General features: G+C 67.1%; 19 protein-coding genes. 10 read left to right on the top strand and 9 right to left on the bottom strand.

Annotated elements, in window-relative coordinates:
• Window positions 1-5: 5 nt before the first annotated feature.
• The 5 genes from V5F66_RS03060 to V5F66_RS03040 all read right to left on the bottom strand — a co-directional run bounded on the left by V5F66_RS03060 (window position 6) and on the right by V5F66_RS03040 (window position 4,283).
• Window positions 6-824, bottom strand: a complete 819-nt coding sequence (locus tag V5F66_RS03060) for an ABC transporter ATP-binding protein (RefSeq protein ID WP_049776105.1) — start codon at window positions 822-824, stop codon at window positions 6-8.
• Window positions 825-993: 169 nt separating this feature from the next.
• Window positions 994-1,959 (bottom strand): ABC transporter substrate-binding protein, encoded by a 966-nt coding sequence (locus V5F66_RS03055; protein WP_394006947.1) that lies wholly within the window; start codon window positions 1,957-1,959, stop codon window positions 994-996.
• Window positions 1,960-2,315: 356 nt separating this feature from the next.
• Entirely contained in the window at window positions 2,316-3,422 is a 1,107-nt protein-coding gene (locus tag V5F66_RS03050) for a YeeE/YedE family protein (RefSeq protein WP_394049971.1), read from the bottom strand.
• Window positions 3,423-3,494: 72 nt separating this feature from the next.
• Window positions 3,495-3,869 (bottom strand): ArsR/SmtB family transcription factor, encoded by a 375-nt coding sequence (locus V5F66_RS03045; RefSeq protein WP_012113552.1) that lies wholly within the window; start codon window positions 3,867-3,869, stop codon window positions 3,495-3,497.
• 39 nt (window positions 3,870-3,908) lie between these two features.
• Window positions 3,909-4,283, bottom strand: coding sequence for a thioredoxin fold domain-containing protein (locus V5F66_RS03040; RefSeq protein WP_012113551.1), 375 nt, complete (start codon window positions 4,281-4,283; stop codon window positions 3,909-3,911).
• Between the two features lie 108 nt (window positions 4,284-4,391).
• Between V5F66_RS03040 and V5F66_RS03035 the strand changes: the two genes are divergently transcribed.
• Together V5F66_RS03035 and V5F66_RS03030 are read left to right on the top strand one after the other, a co-directional pair.
• A complete protein-coding gene (locus V5F66_RS03035) occupies window positions 4,392-5,117 on the top strand; it encodes a cytochrome c biogenesis CcdA family protein (protein ID WP_394093202.1) in 726 nt (241 codons plus the stop codon).
• Between the two features lie 21 nt (window positions 5,118-5,138).
• Window positions 5,139-5,723 (top strand): SoxW family protein, encoded by a 585-nt coding sequence (locus V5F66_RS03030; protein WP_394093201.1) that lies wholly within the window; start codon window positions 5,139-5,141, stop codon window positions 5,721-5,723.
• A gap of 42 nt (window positions 5,724-5,765) precedes the next feature.
• Here the strand turns inward: V5F66_RS03030 and soxX are convergent, their stop codons facing one another.
• Window positions 5,766-6,380, bottom strand: coding sequence for a sulfur oxidation c-type cytochrome SoxX (gene soxX / locus V5F66_RS03025; protein ID WP_394049975.1), 615 nt, complete (start codon window positions 6,378-6,380; stop codon window positions 5,766-5,768).
• A 14-nt stretch (window positions 6,381-6,394) separates the two neighbouring features.
• Window positions 6,395-7,225 (bottom strand): sulfur oxidation c-type cytochrome SoxA, encoded by an 831-nt coding sequence (gene soxA, locus V5F66_RS03020; RefSeq protein ID WP_012113547.1) that lies wholly within the window; start codon window positions 7,223-7,225, stop codon window positions 6,395-6,397.
• A gap of 250 nt (window positions 7,226-7,475) precedes the next feature.
• Here soxA and soxY point away from each other — a divergent pair, with 250 nt between their 5' ends.
• The 8 genes from soxY (at window position 7,476) to V5F66_RS02980 (ending at window position 14,614) form a co-directional block, all read left to right on the top strand.
• Window positions 7,476-7,949, top strand: coding sequence for a thiosulfate oxidation carrier protein SoxY (soxY, locus tag V5F66_RS03015; RefSeq protein ID WP_012113546.1), 474 nt, complete (start codon window positions 7,476-7,478; stop codon window positions 7,947-7,949).
• 70 nt (window positions 7,950-8,019) lie between these two features.
• Complete coding sequence (gene soxZ / locus V5F66_RS03010; protein WP_012113545.1) at window positions 8,020-8,349, top strand: thiosulfate oxidation carrier complex protein SoxZ; 330 nt, start codon at window positions 8,020-8,022, stop codon at window positions 8,347-8,349.
• 110 nt (window positions 8,350-8,459) lie between these two features.
• Complete coding sequence (soxB, locus tag V5F66_RS03005; protein WP_394093200.1) at window positions 8,460-10,151, top strand: thiosulfohydrolase SoxB; 1,692 nt, start codon at window positions 8,460-8,462, stop codon at window positions 10,149-10,151.
• Between the two features lie 101 nt (window positions 10,152-10,252).
• The gene (gene soxC, locus V5F66_RS03000) at window positions 10,253-11,575 is read left to right on the top strand and encodes a sulfite dehydrogenase (protein WP_394093199.1); all 1,323 of its coding nucleotides are present in this window, start codon (window positions 10,253-10,255) and stop codon (window positions 11,573-11,575) included.
• Window positions 11,559-12,341 (top strand): c-type cytochrome, encoded by a 783-nt coding sequence (locus V5F66_RS02995; RefSeq protein WP_394093198.1) that lies wholly within the window; start codon window positions 11,559-11,561, stop codon window positions 12,339-12,341. Before soxC ends, V5F66_RS02995 begins: the two co-directional genes overlap by 17 nt.
• 317 nt (window positions 12,342-12,658) lie before the next feature.
• Entirely contained in the window at window positions 12,659-12,790 is a 132-nt protein-coding gene (locus V5F66_RS02990; RefSeq protein ID WP_394093197.1) for a c-type cytochrome, read from the top strand.
• A gap of 46 nt (window positions 12,791-12,836) precedes the next feature.
• Complete coding sequence (locus V5F66_RS02985; RefSeq protein WP_394093196.1) at window positions 12,837-13,343, top strand: DsrE family protein; 507 nt, start codon at window positions 12,837-12,839, stop codon at window positions 13,341-13,343.
• A 5-nt stretch (window positions 13,344-13,348) separates the two neighbouring features.
• On the top strand, window positions 13,349-14,614 hold the full coding sequence (locus V5F66_RS02980) for an FCSD flavin-binding domain-containing protein (protein WP_394093195.1): 1,266 nt from the start codon (window positions 13,349-13,351) through the stop codon (window positions 14,612-14,614).
• A gap of 9 nt (window positions 14,615-14,623) precedes the next feature.
• Here V5F66_RS02980 and V5F66_RS02975 read toward each other — a convergent pair whose 3' ends face one another.
• Window positions 14,624-16,222: a DHA2 family efflux MFS transporter permease subunit gene (locus V5F66_RS02975; protein WP_394093194.1), complete on the bottom strand. Its 1,599-nt coding sequence runs from the start codon at window positions 16,220-16,222 to the stop codon at window positions 14,624-14,626.
• Window positions 16,223-16,254: 32 nt separating this feature from the next.
• Window positions 16,255-17,472 carry an HlyD family secretion protein gene (locus V5F66_RS02970; RefSeq protein WP_394049984.1) on the bottom strand — a complete coding sequence of 406 codons (1,218 nt, stop codon included), beginning with the start codon at window positions 17,470-17,472 and terminating at the stop codon, window positions 16,255-16,257.
• Window positions 17,473-17,476: the final 4 nt, after the last annotated feature.

Raw genomic sequence — 17,476 nt, 5'->3', positions numbered from 1 at the left:
TGTCTTCAGTGGCCAGTTTCAAGGGTGCGCTGCTGGCCGATCTGCACTTCCTCGCGCAGGTCGTTCCAGATGATGCGGCACTTCTCGACGAACGCCGGATCGTAGCGGATCTCCTCCATCACCCGCGGGCGTGGCAGGTCGATGTGGTAGACGCTCTTCACCGTGGCCGGGCCTGCGGTGAGCACATAGACCTTGTCGGCCAGCGCCACCGCTTCTTCGAGGTCATGGGTGACGAACACCACCGAGGCGCCGGAGCCGGACCACAGGTCCAAGAGCTCATCCTGCATGTTGGTGCGGGTCTGCACGTCGAGGGCCGAGAAAGGCTCGTCCATGAGCAGGATCTTGGGCTCGTTGATGAAGGTCTGGGCCAGCGCCACGCGCTTGCGCATGCCGCCGGAGAGCTGGTGCGGATAGTGATTCTCGAAGCGGGCAAGGCCGACGCGGGCGATCCAGTCGCGCGCCTTCTCATAGGCCGCCTTCCGGGGCAAGCCGCGATAGAGCGGGCCGGCCGCCACATTGTCGAGCACGCTGCGCCAGGGGAACAGGGCATCCGCCTGGAACACGAAGCCCACATCCTTGTGGATGCCCTCCACCGGGCCGCCCATCACCCGCACCTCGCCGGCGCTGGGCTTGGCGAGGCCGGTGACGAGGTTGAGGGTGGTGGACTTGCCGCAGCCGGTGGGGCCGACCACGCAGGCAAACTCGCCGCGATCCACCGTCATGGTGAAATCGCGCAGCGCCGTCATGGACTTGCCGTTGGGCGTCAGGAACCGGCGGGTAACGTTCTCAAGCTCGATGGCCGGCGACAGCGCGGCAGCGGGCATGATCGGCGGACGCACGTCCGCCACGGCTTGAAGAGACATGAGTTTCCTCCCGTCGCCGGCGGCAGGCGCGCGGCGACCTTGGTCTTGCGGGTTCTGGTTTGTGGTTCGGGACGGCCGGCGCCGAATGTCAGGCGCCCGCCGTCAAATGCGAAGGCTCAATTGCCGAGGGTCAGTTACCCAGCGTCTTGGCGGCGTTATCGACGAAGACGGTCGTGTAGGTCTTCGACAGGTCGATCTGCTTGCCCTGGACGTTCTTCGAGAAGGCGGCCAGCACCTTCAGTACCGTCTCCGGGCCATCGGCCGGCATGCGGCCGTCCGGCGTGAACTGGGCTTTGCCCTCGGCGAGGCCCTGGATGTAGAGGTCCTTGTCGCCGACGAGATAATCCTTGGGCATCTTCTCGGCGATCTCAGCAGCGCTGTGGCTGGCGATGAAGCGCATGGTGCGCACGAAGGCGTTGGCGAGCTTCTGCGCATCCTCGGCATGGCTGTCGAGCCACGACGACTGCACGTAGAAGGACGCGGCGGGATAAGGTCCACCCAGCGCCGCCACGGTCTTCTCGGGGGTGCGCATGTCCACCAGGATCTTGGCGACGCCGGTCTTCACCAACTGGCCGATGGTGGGTTCCGTGGTCATGCCGGACTGGATCTGGTCCTGCTTCATGGCCGCGATGAAGGTATTGCCCGCGCCCACCGGCAGCAGCGAGAAGTCACCGGGCTTCAGGCCCGCCCGCGCGGCAAGATAGCGGGTGAGGAAATCCGTGGAGGAGCCGAGGCCGGTCACGCCCAGGGTGTGGCCCTTGAAGTCGGCGGGGGACTTGATCTGGTCCGCGAACTTGGCGGAGACCATCTGCACTTCGCCCGGCGCCTGGCTGAACTGCACCACGGACTTGATGAACTTGCCCTTGGCCTGGAGGTCGATGGTGTGGTCGTAGAAGCCCACCACGCCCTGCACGGCGCCGGCGAGCAGCTCGTTCTCCGCCTCGACACCGGCACGGGTGTTGATCAGCTCGACATCGAGCCCCTCGTCCTTGAAGTAGCCCAGCTCGCGGGTGAGCACGGCCGGCAGGTAGATCTGCTTCTCCATGCCGCCGACGATGATGGTGAGCTTTTCCGCCGACGCCGCGCTCGCGGACATGAGGCCGGCGGCGACGATGAACGAGCCGGCGACGACACGCAGGCTGCGTCCCGCGCGGCGGAACGGGGAGAAATGGGGCATGGGTCGGTCTTCCCTGAAGGGCGCTTTGCGCGCGCGTTTCCTCAAATGGCGATGCCTTGCGGCATTCTCTTGGTCTTGCGGCACCCGTTGGCGACGGGTGTTCGTAAGCCCTTCTAGGCTACCCAAGCTTTCAGTCGGCTTTCATGTCCCGCGCGATTTGAAAGGATATGCGTCAGACCAACGGCCCCGGTCTTTGACCGATGCCGAGAGGGTTGCGCTCAGGCGCCGCGCGGGCTTGGCAAGGGCCGACGAGTCGAGCTCTTCGGCCCTTGGTATCAGGGCCCCGCCCGCCAGCGCCCATGCGCGTCGATCATGCCACGCACCGCGTGGATGAACGACCCCTCCATCAGCAGCGCGATGCCGAGCCGCGCGCCCACCACCATGCCGGCGACGGCCAGCGGCCAGGACAAGGCCAGGAGCGATCCCGCCGTCAGCCCCTGCCCGATGGTGCAGCCCCCGCACAGGATGCCGCCCATCCCCATCAGCACCGCGCCGAGGAGATGGCGCTTCATCTCGCGCGGATCGTCGAACGCCTCCCAGCGAAAGCCGTCCGATCGCCGCGCGGCCGCGAACGCGCCCAACGCCACGCCGAACACGCTGCCGGCACCGAACTCGGCAAGGCTCGCCTGGTCGAACAGCAGGCCGAACAGGGTCCGCGCTACCGGTGACACGAAGGTCAGGCTCTGGGGCGCCGTGGGATGGGCGAATTCGTCCACCAGCAGCGTCGTGGCCAGCCATCCCGCCACCACGCCGAGCCCCAGCACGACGCCGGCGGTCATCAGCCGGGGTGCGCGCCAGAGGCGGCGGTCGGCACAGGCGGGAAGGATCAGGGCGAGAACCGCCAGCGCCCCCATCCAGCCCCGCAGGTCGTGTCCCGCCACCCGCCCGATGAGGGAGGGAAGATCCGCCTGCGTGCCGGCGGGAAGGGTGAGGGCCACGCGTTCCAGCCCATCCACCCGGAAGCCGGAGAGGACCCCGCGCAAGGTGGCGTAGGCCGCCGCGCCGAACACCATCAGCACCACGAGGCTGCGCAGGTCGCCCGAACCGAGGCGCACCAGGGAGCCGAAGGCGCAGGTGCCCACCAGCGCCATGCCGAGCCCGAACAGCAGCCCGCCCAGCAGGATGCCAAGCCACGGCAGTGCCATGGGTACGTAATTGGTGCGCTCGGGCGCGAGGATGCCGGCGAGGGCCAGCGCCTGCGTCCCGGCAATTGCAAGGCCAAGGGCGAGGGCGAACACCTTCATGCGCCGCCAGTCCTTGCCCACCATGGCATCCTCGAGGGCGCCGAAGGTGCACAGCCGGGCACGGAACACGCAGAAACCCGCGATGCCTCCCACCAGGAGGCCCGCAAGCGCGGTCCACCAGGGGCTTGAAATATCCATGCGCCGCCTCCTCCCGTAGACGGCAGGCGCGGGACTTGTGTCGCCCCGTCGCCGGCCCGGCGCTGTTTTGTCTTAACTCTTGTCGGCGCGTTCCGACCCGCAATACATGTCGTAGATGACCGAGATGACCCGACGCACGTCGTCGTTGGCGAGGCTGTAATAGATGGTCTTGCCGTCGCGGCGCGTGGTGACGAGATCGTCCAGCCGCAGCCGTGCCAGTTGCTGGGACACCGTGGGCTGGCGCAGGGACAGGATATTCTCCAGCTCGGTCACCGACCGCTCGCGCTCGGCCAGCAGGCACAGCAGCAAGAGCCGGTTCTCGTGGGAGAGCGCTTTCAGGAAATCGCTCGCCTTGCGCGCATTGCGCATAAGCTGGTCGAGTTCGGGCGAAATCTCCGGGCCTTCGCGCAGTTCGTCCTCGATCCGCGTGGACACGATGGGTGGCATGCTCTCGAACCTCTCACAAATCGACGATGCGCTCCGGCCTCACGGCCGATTAGGCGCGCCCTGTTGCGTCAGCGCGCCCAGCAGACCCCAGAAGGCTTCATCGGAAGCATAACCGGTAATGCGCCCGATCTCGCGTCCTTCGTCCACGAGCACAAAGGTGGGCGTGAAGCGCACCGGACCTGCAAGCGCGACATCGGCCGGCACCCCGCCGGACAGATCCACCCGGCGCAGCGGCGCGCGCCGGCCTTCCTCGGTCTTCTGATAGATGGGCGCCACATCCCGATCGAACTGGAGACAGTAGGCGCAGCCCCTGCGCTCGAACATCACCAGCTCGCTCGCCCGCGCGGGCACCGCCGCACCGAGCACGACGGCAAGGACGCCCGTGAGGGTCAGCCAGGACAAGGCGCGACGCATATTCCACGCTCCGGAAGCGCGATTTCACTTCTCATATTATCGCATTCGCATATATCTTGAGCAAGACCTGAAACCGCGTCGGCTCAACGCATGCGGAAGGGGAGGATCATGTCGCTGGATATCGGCCTGCCCGGCGCCTTCCTGGCCGGGCTCCTGTCGTTCGCCTCGCCCTGCGTGCTGCCGCTGGTGCCTGCCTATCTCGGCTTCCTGACCGGGACGGTCGCGGGTCACGAAGGCGAGGCCGCGCCGCGCCGGCGGGTGATCGCGGCGTCGGTTCTCTTCGTTCTCGGCTTCTCCACCGTCTTTATCCTGCTGGGTGCGACCGCCTCCACCCTCGGGCAGATGCTGATGCGCCATGTGGAGACGCTCACCCTCGTCTCCGGCGCCCTGCTGGTGCTGTTCGGCCTCCACATGACCGGCCTGGTGCGCATTCCCCTGCTTTACCGGCAAGCGAAGATCGATGCTGCCGCCACGCCTGCGGGCCTCGTCGGCCCCTATCTCATCGGTCTTGCCTTCGGCTTCGGCTGGTCGCCCTGCGTCGGGCCGGTGCTCGCCGCCATCCTGATGGTGGCGGGGGCCGAGGCCTCGGTGGGCAAAGGCATGGCGCTGCTCGCGGTCTATGCCGCCGGCATCGGCATCCCGTTCCTGCTCGCGGCCGCTTTCACCGGCCCCTTCCTCGCCTGGGCGGCTTCGGCGCGGCGGCGTCTGGGCCTTATCGAGAAGATGGCCGGCGCGCTCCTCATCCTCACCGGCCTCGCCTTCATGACCGGCTTCATGCCTGAGGTCGCCCAATGGCTCATGGACCAGGTGCCGGCCCTCGGCACCATCGGCTGACGCACCCCCGGAGGGACCCTGATGTCGGATGCATCCCACCTCACCCGCCGCGGCCTCCTGCGCGGCGCCGCGAGCCTCACCGGCACCATTGCGGCGACGGCGCTCACGCCCGGCGCGGCGAAGGCCGTGACGCGGCTCGGAGATGACGGCCTCTATACGCAGGACTGGTATCTGGACAGCTTCCTCGACCTCTCCGAAGATCTGTCCGCCGCCACATCGAAGGGACGCCACTTCGCCCTGCAGTGGAGCCAGCGCGGCTGCATCTATTGCAAGACGTTGCACACCGTCTATTTCGCCGACCCGGCCCTCGCCGATCCCATCCGCGCGGCGTTCGACATCGTCCATCTGGACCTGTTCGGCGCCCGCGAGGTGACGGCCTTCGACGGTGCCCGCCTCACCGAAAAGGCGTTCGGACAACGCGAGCGCATCCGCGCGACGCCGACCTTCCAGTTCTTCGCGCTGGACAGTGGCACGGCGAAGGAGGTGGCGCGCCTGCCCGGCCTGCTGCCGCAGACGGAGTTCGCCGCCATGTTCCGCTATGTGGCGCAGGGCGCCTACAAGGACGCGACCTTCGACGCCTTTCTTGCCCGCCAGGACCGCACCTGAAAAATGGCCCCGCGCGAAGCGGGGCCAAGTCGTCGTGAAGCGCTATTTCAACGGCTTGTTCACCGGTGAATCGGGGTCGAAAAGATAGGCCACCACGTCCTTGATCTGCTGCTCGCTGAGCACCCCGTTGTGCCCGAAGCGCGGCATGGGCGAGCAGGCGAAGGCCGCCTGCGGATTGAACACCTTGGCATAGGCAGCCTTGGCATCGGCCGGGGCGAACTTGCGATCCGCGCCGTAATTGGTGAGGCTCGGGCCGAGCGTGCCGTAGCTCACCTCGCGCGGGTCCATCTGGTGGCAGGCATAGCAGTTGCCGCCGCTCACCGTGCCCGGCGGATCGGAGAACTGGCCGCCACGCCCGTTCTGCGCGACCTTCTCCCCCTCCTTCCAGTTGCCGATGACGCTGCCCTCCGGCAGCTTCACGGTCTTCGCCTCCCGCGCCATGATGGCCTCCGCCTCCTTGGCCGCGGGCTGGTTCCGCGTCACAGAGCACAGCTGCATGGTTTCGTCCGGCACGAGCCGTTGCGCCCAGCCTTCGGGCAGCTTGGTGAAGCTTTCCTTCACCACCCGATCCACCACGGCGGGAGAGGCCGGCGGGATCTGCTGGGCATGAGCCAAGCCGGGCAGAACGAGCGCGGCGGCGATGAGTATCTTCTTCATGATGCCTCTCCCCCTCAGCGCTTGATGGACGGAACGTTGAGCTCGCCGCCCGCTGCCTGCGCATTCAGGAAGACGGTGAGCGCCGTGACCGCCTCCGAGGCGTAGTCCGGGGCCGGCATGCGCATCTGGCGGTAGCAGTCCCACAGGCGGTGCTGCATGGTTCTCAGCGCGCTCTGGGAAACCCGGTAGGTGGGCCAGGAGCCCATGGTCAGCTGCGCGTCCTTGCCGGGCTTGTCGAGCTGCGGCAGGCCCTGCAGGCGGATGCGCTTGCCGGCGTCCGCATGGCAGGTGGAGCAGGAGAAGTCATTGATGGCGGAGCGGCGGAAGAACAGCGCTTCGCCGATGCCATAGGCCTCCTTCTCCTTGGCATGATCAAGCGGCACGGCGATCTTCATGCCGTTGGACTTGTTGGCGATGAAGGCGACGAGATCCTCCATGTCCGAACCACGGCCCGGCCCGGAAAAAGGCTTTGCCATGATGGGCTTGATGTCGAGGCCCTGGATCTTGTCCATGCACCAGAGCAGCCGCTGTTCCAGGTCCATCACCTTGTCGGCATCGGCGAAATAGCGCGGCAGTTTGGCATAGGCGCCCTCCAGCTTGCCGGCGCCCAGACCGAGGTCGCAGCTTTCCAGGGACACGTTTTTCGTGCCGCGCTTTTCCGCCCACAGGGCCTCGCCCCGGTCCACCGCGAGGTAGCCGGGATTGGCCATGGGATCGTTGATCATGGCGCGGTAGCGCTCGATTTCCTTCTCGCTCGCATCCTCCTGGGCGCCGGCCCGGAAGGTCGGGGCGAGGAGGAGGGCGAGGGCGCACAGACATGTGAGAAACGGGACTTTGGGTCGCATATATCCTCCCGGTCTTGGCGGGCCGAGGCGCCGGGCCTTCTGGTGAAGCCCTTGGAACGCAACGGCCTTCGGCCCCGCGGCGGCCAGTGATAGGCAATCGCGATGACCTGACGGAGGATACTTTACATTCAAAGAAATCGATATCACAATATGTGAAATTGATTGGCGACGGCGCGGTGCGCCCGCCTCAGATCATCAAGAAAAAATAAGCATTTAAGGCCTCATCCAGGGGCCGCCCAGGAGGAAACGGATGACCCTTCACGTGGATTCACCCCGTCTTGCCACCCGACGCCGAGCGCTGCAGCTGGCAGGGATTGCGGCCCTTGCTGCGGTGCTGGCGCCGCGCATGAGCTTCGCCACCGAGGCGCAGGTGGCGGAGGAGATGAAAAAGCTGTTTGGCGGCAAGGCCATGGGCGAAGGCAAGATCAAGCTGGACGTGCCGGAAATCGCCGAGAACGGCCTCGTCGTGCCCATCAACATCGACGTGGACAGCCCCATGACGGAGGCCGATTTCGTCAAGTCTGTCCATGTGTTCGCCGATGGTAACCCGCTTCCGCAGGTGGTCACCTACACCTTCACCCCGGACAGCGGGAAAGCCTCGGCTTCGGCCCGGATGCGGCTGGCGCAGACGCAGAATGTGATCGCGGTGGCGGAAATGTCCTCCGGCGCGCTGTTTTCCGCCCGGTCGCAGGTGAAGGTCACCATCGGCGGCTGCGGTGGCTGAGTAGAGTTCAAAACGAATCAAAATAATCGTGGGCGAAAATCGCCCCACCTGACTAATCGGGAGGAAACCCATGGCCATCAAGTCCGCGCCCCGCGTGCGCGTCCCCGCCCAGGCGAAAGCCGGCGAGATCATCGAGATCAAGACCCTGATTTCCCACGAGATGGAAAGCGGCCAGCGCAAGGATGCTGCCGGCAAGACGGTGCCGCGCGACATCATCAACAGCTTCCAGGCCGCGTTCAACGGTAAGACCTTCTTTACTGCCGAATGGTTCCCGGCGATCTCCGCCAATCCCTTCCAGTCCTTCTTCTACAAGGCCCGGGAGAGCGGCGAGTTCACCTTCTCCTGGAAGGACGACGCCGGCGCCGAGCAGAAGGCCACCGCCAAGCTCACCGTCGCCTGACGCCAAAGCATAAATCCGCCCCTTATCTGGATTTCGGGAGCGCTACACATCCGGATCACGAGGTGATCCGGACAACGCTACCCCTATGACTTTTGGAAAGCGCGATCACCATGATCTCAAGGCGCGATTTTCTGTCCGCCGGGACGGCGCTCGCCGGCCTTCTCGCCGCCTCGGGACCGGGGCTGGCGCAGGCCATCGGCGGGCAATTGACCCAGAATGACCTCTTGAAGTTCGGCAGGATCGGCACCTTCACCATTCTGCATGTCACCGACATCCATGCCCAGCTCAATCCGCTCTACTTCCGTGAACCGTCTATCAATTTGGGCGTCGGCGACGCGCGGGGCGTGCCGCCGCACCTGACCGATATGGCCTTCCTCAACTACTTCAACATCAGGCCGGGCACGCGCGACGCCTATGCGCTGACTTCGGAGGACTTCACGGCGCTCGCCCGCAGCTATGGCCGCATGGGCGGGGTGGACCGCATCGCCACCCTCATCAAGGCCATCCGCGCCGAGCGGGGGGCGGACAAGGTGCTGCTGCTCGACGGCGGCGACGGGCTGCAGGGCTCGTGGTCGTCGCTGCAGACCAAGGGCGAGGACATGGTGCGGGTGTTCTCCGCGCTCGGGCTCGACGCCATGGTGGGGCACTGGGAGTTCACCTACGGCGCCGACCGGGTCATGGCGATCAAGGAGAAGGCCCCCTTCGCCTTCCTCGCCCAGAATGTGCGCTCCACCGAATGGGGCGAGCCGGTGTTCGATGCGGCGAAGACCTTCGAGAAGGGCGGCGCCAGGATCGCCGTCATCGGCCAGGCCTTCCCGCGTACCCCCATCTCCAACCCGCGCTGGATGATCCCGGACTGGGAGTTCGGCATCCGCGAGGAGGAGATGCAAAGACAAGTGGATGCTGCCCGTGCCGGCGGCGCCGACGTGGTGGTGCTGCTCTCCCACAACGGCTTCGACGTGGACCGCAAGATGGCCACGCGGGTGAAGGGCATCGACGTGATCCTCACCGCCCACACCCATGATGCCATGCCCGCCGCCACCGAGGTGGGCAAGACCCTGCTGATCGCCACCGGCTCCCACGGCAAGTTCCTGTCCCGCCTCGATCTCGACGTTCAGGACAAGAAGGTCACCGGCTACAGGTTCCAGCTGATCCCGGTGTTCTCGGACGTGATCGCGCCCGATCCGGAGATGACGAAGCTGGTGGCGGACATCCGCGCGCCTTATGCCAAGGACCTTGCCCGTGAGGTGGGCCGGGCGGAAAGCCTGCTGTACCGGCGCGGCAACTTCAACGGCACCTTCGACGACATGATCTGCGACGCGCTCCTCAAGGAGCGGGACGCGGAAATCGCCCTTTCCCCCGGCTTTCGCTGGGGCGGCACGCTGCTGCCGGGCGATCCCATCACCTTCGAGACCATCTCCAACGCCACCGCCATCACCTATCCGGCCTGCTACCGCAACACCATGACCGGCCGGCAGCTGAAGGACGTGCTGGAGGATGTGGCCGACAACATCTTCCATCCCGACCCCTATTTCCAGGGCGGCGGCGACATGGTGCGGGTGGGAGGCGTGGGCTACGCCATCGACGTGTCGAAGGGCGTCGGCCAGCGCATCTCCGACCTCACCTTCCTGAAGACCGGCAAGCCGCTGGAGGCGGACAAGACCTATACGGTCGCCGGCTGGGCCTCGGTCTCCCAGAACGTGGAAGGCCCGCCCATCTGGGAGGTGGTGGAGCGCTACGTGGCCAACGCCAAGACGGTGAAGATCGCGCCCAATGCGTCGGTGAAGGTGACGGGGGCGTGAGGTAAATGCCGACTTGCCCCCGACAAGCCGGGCTGCCTCAGGCACCCGATTTCGCCGAAAATATTCAAACAAACGAATAAAAGAATACCAGGGAGGACGCCATGTCCGATAACCAGCTCCCAGACACCGGCCGCGCCGCCGGAAACGCTGTCGCTCCGCCGCTCTCGCGCCGCCGCTTCCTGTCCGTGGCAGGCCTTGGGGCCGGTGCGGCCGCGGCCGGCGCCGGTGCCCTGCGCGCCGGCCCCGCAGCTGCCGCCGGCCCCGACCCCAACATCGTGCCGGTGCCAGCTTGGTCGAAGACGCTGGGCCCCGGCGTCAACGTCAATCCCTACGGCAAGCCCTCGAAGTTCGAGAAGGACGTGGTGCGGCGCGAGGTGACCTGGCTCACCGCCAGCTCGGAAAGCTCGGTGAGCTTCACTCCGCTCTATGCTCTCGACGGGGTCATCACCCCCAACGGCCTGTGCTTCGTCCGCCACCATGGCGGCGAGGCGGAGATCGATCCGGACAAGTATCGTTTCATGATCCACGGCATGGTGGACAAGGAACTGGTCTTCACCCTGGACGACATCAGGCGCATGCCGGGCCGGGTCAACCGGGCCTATTTCCTCGAATGCGCGGCCAATTCCGGCATGGAGTGGCGCGGCGCGCAGCTCAACGGCTGCCAGTTCACCCACGGCATGATCCACAACGTGTTCTACACCGGCGTGCCGCTGCGCGCGTTCCTCGACATGGCCGGGGTGAAGCCCAAGGGCAAATGGGTGCTGGCCGAGGGCGCCGACGCGGCGGTGATGACGCGCTCCATTCCCATCGAGAAGGCGCTGGACGACTGCCTCGTCGCCTTCGCCATGAACGGAGAGGCGCTGCGGCCCGAGCAGGGCTATCCGGTGCGCCTCGTGGTGCCGGGCTGGGAAGGCAACATGTGGATCAAGTGGCTGCGCCGCATCAAGGTGGGCGACCAGCCGTGGCAGCAGCGCGAGGAAACCTCGAAATACACCGACCTGCTCGCCGACGGCCGCTCCCGCCGCTTCACCTTCATCATGGATGCGAAATCCGTGGTGACGAGCCCCAGCCCGCAGGCCCCCCTGCGCCAGAAGGGGCCGAACGTGCTCACCGGCATCGCCTGGTCCGGGCGCGGCAGCATCAAGCGGGTGGACGTGTCGCTGGATGGCGGTCGCAACTGGACCACCGCGCGCCTCGAAGGGCCGGTGATGCCCATGGCCATGACCCGCTTCTACCTGGATTTAGACTGGGCCGGGCAGGAGCTGATGGTGCAGTCCCGCGCCATGGACGACACCGGCTATGTGCAGCCCACCAAGAACGAGCTGCGGGCCGTGCGCGGCACCAATTCCATCTATCACAACAACGGCATCCAGACCTGGCTGGTGCGCTCCAACGGGGAGACGGAAAATGTGGAAGTCGGCTGAGGCGCTGCTGGTCGCATCCGCGCTCCTTCTCGCTGCCCCGGCCGGCGCTGCCCCAGAGGCGAAGGGCGCGCCCGCCAAGGTCGGGGGGCAGAACGCCGGGGGGCAGAAGGCCGCGCCGGAACAGGCCAGGCCGCAGCAGGCGGTGAATGTCTCCACCGCCGCCCCGGCGCCGGCCGCCAAGGTCATCGCGCTCGGCCGGCCCGCTTTGCCGGAGGAGATCGCCGCCTGGAACATCGACGTGCGGGCCGATGGCGAGGGCCTGCCCGAGGGCAAGGGATCGGTGAAGCAGGGCGAGGAGCTGTTCCTGCACAATTGCGCCGTCTGCCACGGCGAGTTCGGCGAGGGGGCGGGGCGCTGGCCGGTGCTGGCGGGCGGACAGGGCACGCTGAAATCGGACCGGCCGGAGAAGACCATCGGCTCTTTCTGGCCCTATGCTTCCACCGTGTTCGACTATGTCCACCGCGCCATGCCGTTCGGCAACAACCAGTCGCTGACGGCTGACGAGACCTATGCCATCGTGGCCTATCTGCTGAACCTCAACGACCTGGTGCCGGAGGGCTATGTCCTGTCCAAGGAGAATTTCCCCAAGGTGGCGCTGCCCAACGAGGCGAACTTCTATGAGGACGACCGCGAGACCACGGAAAAGGCGTTCTGGAAGAAGGACCCCTGCATGACCAACTGCTCCGGTGAGGTCCACGTCACCGCCCGCGCCCAGATCCTCAACGTGACCCCGGACGGCGAGGCACCCAAGGGTAATCTGGAGTGAGCGTCATCTGGAGCGAGGCCAGCCCCACATGCCGAGGGCGCGTTTGACGGGAGTGCATTTGACGAGAATGCATTTGACGGGGGCCATGCCCGGCCGTCACGGCATCGGGGCCGGATGGCTCCCGGCCCCGATGCTGGCCGTCACACTGGCCTTTATGCTGGCCCTGGACCTCGCCCCCGCGCGGGCCTCGGGCAATATGGAGCCGGGCGATGTGGAGCTGGGTGCCTGGCTCGCCGGGGCCTGCGTCTCCTGCCACCAGCCGGGGGCGGCATCGGGGGGCGTGCCCACCATCGCCGGCCTGCCGCAGGCGGCCTTTCGTGGCGGCCATGGAGGAATATCGCAGCGGGGCGCGGCCCTCACCCCTCATGCATGCCCTCGCCTCGGGACTTTCGGACGCGGAGATCGCCGCCCTCGCCGCCTATTTCGAAGACGTGAAGCCCGCACGATGACGGGTCAGACATAAGCTCGGCAAACGTCCGGGCCCGGGAGGAAACCATGCCGCATTTCGATCGCCGCGCCTTTCTCGGCACCCTGGCGCTGGCCGGGGCCGCTCCGGTGGCCGCCCATGCCGCCCAGAGCGTGGAACTGAAGGACATCGCCAAGGAGGCGGACACCGCCTGCCTCTACCATTGCGACTACGGCGACCACGAGCGCTTCGCCCAGACCCTGAACAACATCTCCAACCATTATGCCGCCTACGGCGCCGACCCCTTCGCCATCCAGCTGGCGCTGGTGGCCCATGCGGGCGGGGTGAAGTTCTTCCTCGACAGCCTCGCCGGCACCATGTGGGAGAAGGAGACGCTGGACCCGATCCTGACCGAGAAGATCGACGCCCTCGCCAAGAACGGGTTGAAGATCTACCTGTGCTCCTTCACCTTCGCCCGCAACAAGATCGACAAGGAGCGGGCCCGCAAGGCCCCCTACATCGCCTTCGTCCCGTCGGGGGTGGCCACGGTGGGCGCCCTGCAGAACAAGGGCTTTGCCTATCTCAAGGTGGGCTGACCGCCATGACCGGGACGATCTCGCGCCGGACCCTGCTCGCCACCGCCGCCTCAACTCTCGCCGCGCCGGCGGTGCTGGGGCAGGCCAAGCCTCGCCTCGTGGTGGTGGGTGGCGGGCCGGGGGGCGCCACCGCCGCGCGCTACGTGGCCAAGGATGCCCCAGGCGCCATCGAGGTCACCCTGGTGGAGCCGAACTCCACCTATGTTACCTGCTTCCACTCCAACCTCTTCCTCGGCGGACTGCGCAGCTTCGACAGCCTCGTGCACGGCTATGAGGGGCTGGCGCGGCAGGGCGTGCGCGTCATCCACGAGGCGGCATCCACCATTGACCGCGACCGGCGCGCGGTGGTGCTCTCCGGCGGCGACCGCCTACCCTACGACCGGCTCATCCTCTCCCCCGGCATCGATCTCGACTACGGCTCGGTGCCCGGCTGGAGCAAGGACGCGGAGGACATCATGCCCCACGCCTGGAAGGCGGGACGGCAGACCCAGATCCTGAAGGCGAAGCTGGACGCGGTACCGGACGGCGGGCTGATCGTCATCATCGCCCCGCCCAATCCCTATCGCTGCCCGCCCGGCCCCTACGAGCGCGCCTCGATGATGGCCCATGTGCTCAAGACCACGGGACGCGGCCGGGCCAGGATCGTCATCGTCGATCCCAAGGAGAAGTTCTCCAAGCAGGGCCTGTTCCAGGAGGGCTGGGAGGCCAATTACCCGGGCATGATCGAGTGGATGGCCCCGGACATCTCGGACGGCCTGAAATGGGTGGACCCGAAGACCTCCACCGTGGCCACCGGCTTCGAGACCTACCGGGACGCGGCCCTCGTCAACGTCATCCCGGCGCAGATGGCCGGCGCCATCGCCCGGCAGGCGGGGCTGGCGGATGCCTCGCGCTGGTGCCCGATCGATGCCGACAGCATGGCCTCGCGCATGGATCCGGCGATCTTCGTCATCGGCGATGCCGCCATTCCCGGCGACATGCCGAAATCCGCCTTCGCCGCCAACAGCCAGGCAAAAGTGGCGGCCATGCGCGTGCGGGCCGACCTGATCGGCGCGCGCGCCTTCCCGGCCCGCTATGCCAACACCTGCTGGAGCCTCATCACCCCCGACGACACGGTGAAGGTGGGCGGCCGCTACGCCCCCGCCGACGGCCGGATCCGCGAAGTGGAGGGCTTCATCTCCCAGACCAACGAGCCCCCGGCCCTGCGCCGGGCGACGCAGGATGAGAACATGGGCTGGTACGCAGCCATCACCGCCGACATCTTCGGGTGACGGGTCCGCTCAATGCCCGCCGCCGCCCCCTGCCCCGCCGGGCCTGGGCCGGCGCATGAGCGGGGCGGCCACCACCAAAGCGAGGAACACGAAGGTGAGCAGGTAGAACACGTCGGCAAAAGACATCACCAACGCCTCGCGCCGCACGATGAGCGCCATCTGCTTCAGCGCCGCGTCGGAGGCAAGCGAGCCCAGCCCATCGAAGGTCTTCGTCAGTCCGTCGAGCTGTTCCAGCGCCGCCTGGTTGCCCCATTCCACGCTCTCGTGCAGGCGGGCGAGGTGCAGGTCCCAGCGGTTGTTGAGCACGGTGTTGATGAGGGCGAGCCCCACCGCCCCGCCGAGATTGCGGGTGAGGTTGAACAGGCCCGAGGCATTCTTCAGCTGTGCCGGCGGCAGCGTGCCCAGCGACAGGTTGTTGATGGGGATCATGGCCATCATCAGCGAGGTGCCGCGCAGCATCTGCGGGATCAGCAGCTCCCAGAAATCCCAGTCCTTGGTGATGAAGGTGATCCACCACGTGCCCAGCGCGAAACCGGCGAAGGCGGCGCCGATCATGATGCGGGGATCGAGCCGCGTCATCAGCCGCCCGGCGATGGGCGCGCTCACGAACATGAACACGCCGGTGACGAACATGGTCTCGCCGATCTGGAGCGCCGAATAGCCCCGCACCCGCCCCAGATACACCGGGTAGAGATAGGTCAGGCCATAGAGCCCGATGCCCATGACGAAGCTGAAGGCCGAGCCGATGGCGAAGTTGCGGTTCACGAAGGCGCGGATATCCACCACCGGCTCCTTCGCCATCAGCACGCGGGCGAAGAAGGCCAAGGCCGAGACGCCGCACACCACGGCGAAGGCGAGGATGTAATTGTCCTCGAACCAGTCGTTTGTCGGGCCTTCCTCCAGCACGAACTCCAGGCTGCCGAGGAAGCCCGCCATGAACAGCAGGCCCCACCAGTCGAAGCGGTCCAGAAGGGCGAAGTCCGGCTCGTCGAAGTCGATCAGCGTCACCGAGGCGATCACCACCAGGATGCCCGGCCCCACATTGATGAGAAACAGCCAGTGCCAGGAGAACAGGTCGGTGAGATAGCCGCCCACGGTGGGCCCGATGGTGGGCGCCAGCGTCGCCACGAGGCCGATCATGGGCGCCACGATGGGCTGCTTTTCCTTCGGAAACACCGAATAGGCCGCAGCGAACACGGTGGGGATCATGCCGCCGCCGAGAAAGCCCTGCAGCGCGCGATAGACGATCATCTGCTCGATGCTCGTGGCCGTCGCGCACATGAAGCTCATGAAGGTAAAGCCCGCCGCCGAGGCCGCGAACAGCCAGCGCGTGGACAGCGCCCGCGACAGGAAGCCCGAGAGCGGGATCATCACCACCTCAGCGATGAGGTAGCTGGTCTGCACCCAGGAGATTTCGTCCGAGGAGGCGGCAAGCCCGGCCTGGATCTCGGCCAGGGAGGCGGAGACGATCTGGATGTCCAGGATCGCCATGAACATGCCGAACACCATGCACAGGAAGGCGAACATGCGCCGCCCCTCGACGCCCGGAGCGGCGGCGGGTGCGCGGGGCGGGGCGATGGGCGTGCCTTGGGTGATGGTGCTGGACATGGTGTTCGTCCTTGGGCCCGAACGGCCGGCGCTCAGGAGGCGTCGGCGCGGGTATCGACCACGGCGGTCACCGACATGCCGGGCCGCAGGTTGCGCCCTTCGAGCGCGCCGGCGTCGAAGCCGATGCGCACGGGAACGCGCTGCACGATCTTGGTGAAATTGCCGGTGGCATTCTCCGGCGGCAGCAGGCTGAACACCGAGCCGGACGCCGGGGAAACGCTCATGACCGTGCCGGCGAAATCCCGGTCGGGATAGGCGTCCACCGACACCCGCACCTTCTGGCCCTGATGCAGGCGGCCGAGCTGGGTTTCCTTGAAATTGGCGTCCACATAGACGCCGGCCAGCGGCACCACCGCGGCAAGGCGGGTACCGGCCTGCACCAGCTGGCCCACCTGCACCGCGCGGTTGCCCACCACCCCGTCGATGGGCGCGCGCACCACGGTGAAATCGAGGTCGCGCTGGGCCTGGTCGCGGGCGGTGCGGTACTGGTCGAGCACGCGCGCGGCCTCGGTGCGCTGGGCCTTGATGACCGCCACGGCGGCCTCGGCGGAAGCAACGGCTGCCTGTCCCGCGGCGACGTTCGCCTGCGCCTTGTCGCGGTCGGCGCGGGCATTGTCGAGCACCGACTGGCTGGCGAAATGGGAGCTGGCGAGCTTGTTCTGCCGGTCGAATTCCAGCTGCGTGCGCTGCAGGTCGGCCTGGTTGGCCACAAGCTGCGCCCGCGCCTGGGCGACGGCGGCTTCCGCCGCCTTCTCCTGCTCGTCGAAGCGCGACAGGGCGGCCTCCTGGGTGGCGATCTTGTCCTGCGCGGCACGCAGGGCGAGGGTGTAGTCGCCATCATCGATGCGCGCGATCACGTCGCCGGCCTTGACCCACTGGTTGGCGACCACGTCCACGCTCTTCACATAGCCCCCCACCTTGGCGGCGAGGATGGAGGTGTCGGCGGCCACATAGGCGTCGTCGGTGGAGACCTCGAAGCGACCCACCTGCCACCAGTGGGTGCCATACCAGCCGCCGCCCACCACCAGCGCCGCCAGCAGGCCGCCGAAGACGAACGGCTTCACCGAGCGCTTCCTGGCAGGCGCTGCCTCCGCCGCCGGGGCTGATGCCGGCGCGTCCGCCAGCGGGGCGCCGCCGGGCGCGGCTCCGGGCCGCTTCAGCACGGTCACGCCGGCAACCGGCGACGCCGATGCGGGCGTGTCTGGAGCCGCGTCGTTCGCGGCCGGTTCGATCCTGTTCGCCTGTGTCACGGTC

The sequence above is a fragment of the Xanthobacter versatilis genome, from assembly GCF_043193975.1.
Taxonomy (GTDB): Bacteria; Pseudomonadota; Alphaproteobacteria; order Rhizobiales; family Xanthobacteraceae; genus Xanthobacter; species Xanthobacter autotrophicus_E.
The sequence above is the reverse complement of the archived record's forward strand: the minus strand, read 5'-3'. Positions and strand labels throughout refer to the sequence as shown.

Bases quoted from the DNA above. Each gene is read 5' to 3' on its own strand.
- V5F66_RS03050 (WP_394049971.1), bottom strand. From the start codon at position 3,422: ATGGATATTTCAAGCCCCTGGTGGACCGCGCTTGCGGGCCTCCTGGTG.
- V5F66_RS03060 (WP_049776105.1), bottom strand. From the start codon at position 824: ATGCCCGCTGCCGCGCTGTCGCCGGCCATCGAGCTTGAGAACGTTACC.
- V5F66_RS03030 (WP_394093201.1), top strand. From the start codon at position 5,139: ATGTCGGATGCATCCCACCTCACCCGCCGCGGCCTCCTGCGCGGCGCC.
- V5F66_RS03055 (WP_394006947.1), bottom strand. From the start codon at position 1,959: ATGTCCGCGAGCGCGGCGTCGGCGGAAAAGCTCACCATCATCGTCGGC.
- V5F66_RS03040 (WP_012113551.1), bottom strand. From the start codon at position 4,283: ATGCGTCGCGCCTTGTCCTGGCTGACCCTCACGGGCGTCCTTGCCGTC.
- soxB (WP_394093200.1), top strand. From the start codon at position 8,460: ATGATCTCAAGGCGCGATTTTCTGTCCGCCGGGACGGCGCTCGCCGGC.
- soxC (WP_394093199.1), top strand. From the start codon at position 10,253: ATGTCCGATAACCAGCTCCCAGACACCGGCCGCGCCGCCGGAAACGCT.
- soxZ (WP_012113545.1), top strand. From the start codon at position 8,020: ATGGCCATCAAGTCCGCGCCCCGCGTGCGCGTCCCCGCCCAGGCGAAA.
- V5F66_RS03045 (WP_012113552.1), bottom strand. From the start codon at position 3,869: ATGCCACCCATCGTGTCCACGCGGATCGAGGACGAACTGCGCGAAGGC.
- V5F66_RS03035 (WP_394093202.1), top strand. From the start codon at position 4,392: ATGTCGCTGGATATCGGCCTGCCCGGCGCCTTCCTGGCCGGGCTCCTG.
- soxY (WP_012113546.1), top strand. From the start codon at position 7,476: ATGACCCTTCACGTGGATTCACCCCGTCTTGCCACCCGACGCCGAGCG.
- soxX (WP_394049975.1), bottom strand. From the start codon at position 6,380: ATGAAGAAGATACTCATCGCCGCCGCGCTCGTTCTGCCCGGCTTGGCT.
- soxA (WP_012113547.1), bottom strand. From the start codon at position 7,225: ATGCGACCCAAAGTCCCGTTTCTCACATGTCTGTGCGCCCTCGCCCTC.
- V5F66_RS02980 (WP_394093195.1), top strand. From the start codon at position 13,349: ATGACCGGGACGATCTCGCGCCGGACCCTGCTCGCCACCGCCGCCTCA.
- V5F66_RS02985 (WP_394093196.1), top strand. From the start codon at position 12,837: ATGCCGCATTTCGATCGCCGCGCCTTTCTCGGCACCCTGGCGCTGGCC.
- V5F66_RS02995 (WP_394093198.1), top strand. From the start codon at position 11,559: ATGTGGAAGTCGGCTGAGGCGCTGCTGGTCGCATCCGCGCTCCTTCTC.
- V5F66_RS02975 (WP_394093194.1), bottom strand. From the start codon at position 16,222: ATGTCCAGCACCATCACCCAAGGCACGCCCATCGCCCCGCCCCGCGCA.